Origin of the sequence: Chitinophaga sp. (genome assembly GCF_036566945.1) — a bacterium.
Lineage (GTDB): Bacteria > Bacteroidota > Bacteroidia > Chitinophagales > Chitinophagaceae > Chitinophaga.
The window spans coordinates 1-2,868 of record NZ_DATCVJ010000062.1; the positions used below are offsets into that span (position 1 = coordinate 1).

General features: G+C 43.8%; 3 protein-coding genes. All 3 read right to left on the reverse strand.

Translation table 11 applies throughout. The annotated features are described in order from the left end of the window. Positions 1-805: hypothetical protein (locus VIP81_RS01860; RefSeq protein WP_331956778.1), on the reverse strand; the 805-nt coding region annotated here is incomplete at its 3' end. 19 nt (positions 806-824) lie between these two features. Then, positions 825-1,898: a hypothetical protein gene (locus VIP81_RS01865; RefSeq protein ID WP_331956779.1), complete on the reverse strand. Its 1,074-nt coding sequence runs from the start codon at positions 1,896-1,898 to the stop codon at positions 825-827. 41 nt (positions 1,899-1,939) lie between these two features. Continuing rightward, the gene (locus VIP81_RS01870; protein ID WP_331956780.1) at positions 1,940-2,425 is read right to left on the reverse strand and encodes an RNA polymerase sigma factor; all 486 of its coding nucleotides are present in this window, start codon (positions 2,423-2,425) and stop codon (positions 1,940-1,942) included. Between the last annotated feature and the right edge of the window lie 443 nt (positions 2,426-2,868).

Below are 2,868 nucleotides of genomic sequence, written 5' to 3' on the forward strand. Positions count from 1 at the left end.
GATTAAAGTCATCAGTTTTTCTCACTTTTCCTCTTTCCTCACTTACCTGTTTTGTTCTGGACTTGAGCAGATAACCACCAGAGACACCAATGCTCGCCTGAAATGCACGACTCGGGCGGGCGGGGTTAGAATTAAAATTAAGCATTACCGGGACTGAAATGTATTCGGCGAATAGCTTATTCTTTGAAAACTCTACGGAATCTCTGATTATTTGTGTAGGATAACCCGGTAAATATGTAATGCTCCGGGCATACCTATAGTTATTCATCTCTAATCCTAAAGCATATAACAAGTTAAGTTTGTGTTTTGTTAAATTAAGTCGCTGCTCAAATATCCATATATTGAAATTGATTGATTTTCCGGTGATTAGCTTAAACTCTGAGGGTGTTAACGGCTCACTCGCTTCTCTGGGAGCAAAAGTTGCCAGGCCTGCGGCGGAGTAATCATATTGTTTTCCTACCGGAGAGGCGGCTGCGCCATTAAAGTATTGGGTACTATTTGGGTAATAGCTGATGAAGCTCGCGCCGTTATAGTCGCTGCGGTCAATGTAATTATTGAAACCCAGGTCGAATACGAACCATTTAGTCTGCAGATTCTTTTTCAGCTTCTGGCGGGCATACGCTGTATCGCTATAGAATTTATAGCTGTTGCGGCCCTTGTCGTTTTTCCCTTTGATAATGATCAGTCCTTTGATCTGTATAGTATCCGGTGTGGCGGGAGCATTCATTATTGTATCTGCCTTTTGCGCATGAGCCCACTCGCCACATAATACCAGTAACAAAATGAGTAAAATTTTATGTTTCATATGCTATGACCATGATTTATTATTTATTCCGTTTACGGGAAAAAAACTTAGCTACGTTGGTTACTTTATCGAGGATTTTGCTGTCGCTCCCGCTTACAGACATGATCAGTTCTCCCTGAATGCCTGGCTGTGCGGAGGCAGCAATTTTATTTGTATTGGTAACGGAGGCCGTTGATGCCATCACCGTTTCTTTACTGGCGTCTGGTTTTGCGGTAGTAGCGGCGATATGCGCATTTTCTGCCTGTTGCAGGTGTTGTTCTACCAGTTCATCCACTGAGTTACGCTGAGGCGGCAGCTGTGACATCACCGGCGCTTCTGCTTTTGATGCCGTGTTGTCGGCGGCGAGGTCGGTTGTTTTTGCCGTTGCCGCAGTAGCAACTACTGGTTTCTTTTCATGAGCAGTTACCGTTTTATTGGCTTTTGCCAGCAGTGGCTCGTCGTTCCGGGGGCTTGCAGGACCAGGTATAACAACCGGGGCAGCATTTACTTCCGGAACAGCGGTAGCCGGGGCAGGCGCTGTTGTTACTTTAGGAGTAGTAACGGCAGCAGGTGTATGGGCGGCATATGCTGGTGGTTGCTGGGAATGATTTGCCGGCAACAGCCAGATGATAAGACCGGCCACTACTGCGGCAGCGGCGGCTCCCCATCCAATACGACGATACACCGGAGATATCCGGCGTTCCGTACTTCTATATAAAGATGTCCTGTCGCCAAATACCAGGTTGGCATCTGCTGTTAACTTTGTGGCCTGCAGGATCGACAGTTCCTTTTGGGCAGCCGGCTGTTGTGCCAGGTATACCTGCAAGGTTTGTTCTTCTGCGGGGGTGAGTTCCCCATCAATATAACTCAGCATTAACTCCTCGTAATCAATGGTATCCACTGATGAGGTTCGGTACAAGGATGCTTTATTATCAAACACAATGGTTTCATCCGGCACGGCTCGTATTCCTTCCAGCAACTCCAGTTCCTGTTTAAACTGAGGGTGCTTTTGCAGGAAAAGTTCCAGTGCAGCTTGTTCTGCCTCGTTCAGCTCACCGTCGATGTAGCTGAGGAGATAGGACTCGTAGTTTGATATGTTAATTTCTATTGACAAAAATCTAATTTATTATTAATGCCTTAGCAATTATAAAAATATTATATAACATTTTCCATCTTCACCAGATAGTTCTTCAGATGTATTCTGGCCCGGTGCAGGTAAACTTTGACCTGGGAAGGGTTCAGGTTCATCATTTCTCCTATTTCTTCGTAAGAATATCCTTCATAATCCTTTAGCAGTACCAGGGAGCGCTGTACCTCACTGAGTTTGGAGAGCGCTTTCTCTATCACTTCTTTCGCATTATGTATCTTATGGTCCGACACTTTCTCTTCGTCTTTGAACTGTTCTACCAGTGTAATCCGCTTTACCTTACGCACATGATCTATCATATTGTGGTAGCCAACTGTAAACAGGTATGACTTAGCCTTTTCAAAAGGCACATCCTGGCAGTGCTTCCACAATATCTCGAATGAATTCTGTACTACGTCTCTGGCATCTTCCGCATGCTCGAGGTTTTTAACGATAAAGCGGAATAAATTGTCCGAATACAGATCCACGCATTTATTGTACTCCTTTTCCGTCATTCCGGTGGTGCGGGATTTTAGTGCTAAGTTCCGACAAATACTTTAATACCTATCATTGCCTTGTTACCCACACCCTACTCTAAAGTCTTTAAAATCATCCTCACAGTTGCAGTAACAGTTCCTTTCAAACTGATCATCAATCCTTTACTTAATATACTCTTTTAGCATCTCTTATTTAAAGGACTATTGCTCAGTTTTTCACTTCTTGGCATTTATAATCATGATAGTACTATGACGGAGTGCGACGGCTAAATGTTACACCTGGGTCAAACTTTTTGCATATCCGGTCGTTACTCCTTTGGGCGATGAATAATCGTAATACATTTATTGCCCATAACTTTGGTACATCGAATTTAAATATTGCAATTTTTATGAATGAAAAGTTTATAACCCGTTTACGGGAAGAACTCGGCGATATCAACAAAGCCGGCTTGTATAAGAGG

What these genes read in the sequence shown, in the direction of transcription:
- VIP81_RS01870 (WP_331956780.1), bottom strand. Translation starts at nt 2,425, where the DNA reads ATGACGGAAAAGGAGTACAATAAATGCGTGGATCTGTATTCGGACAAT.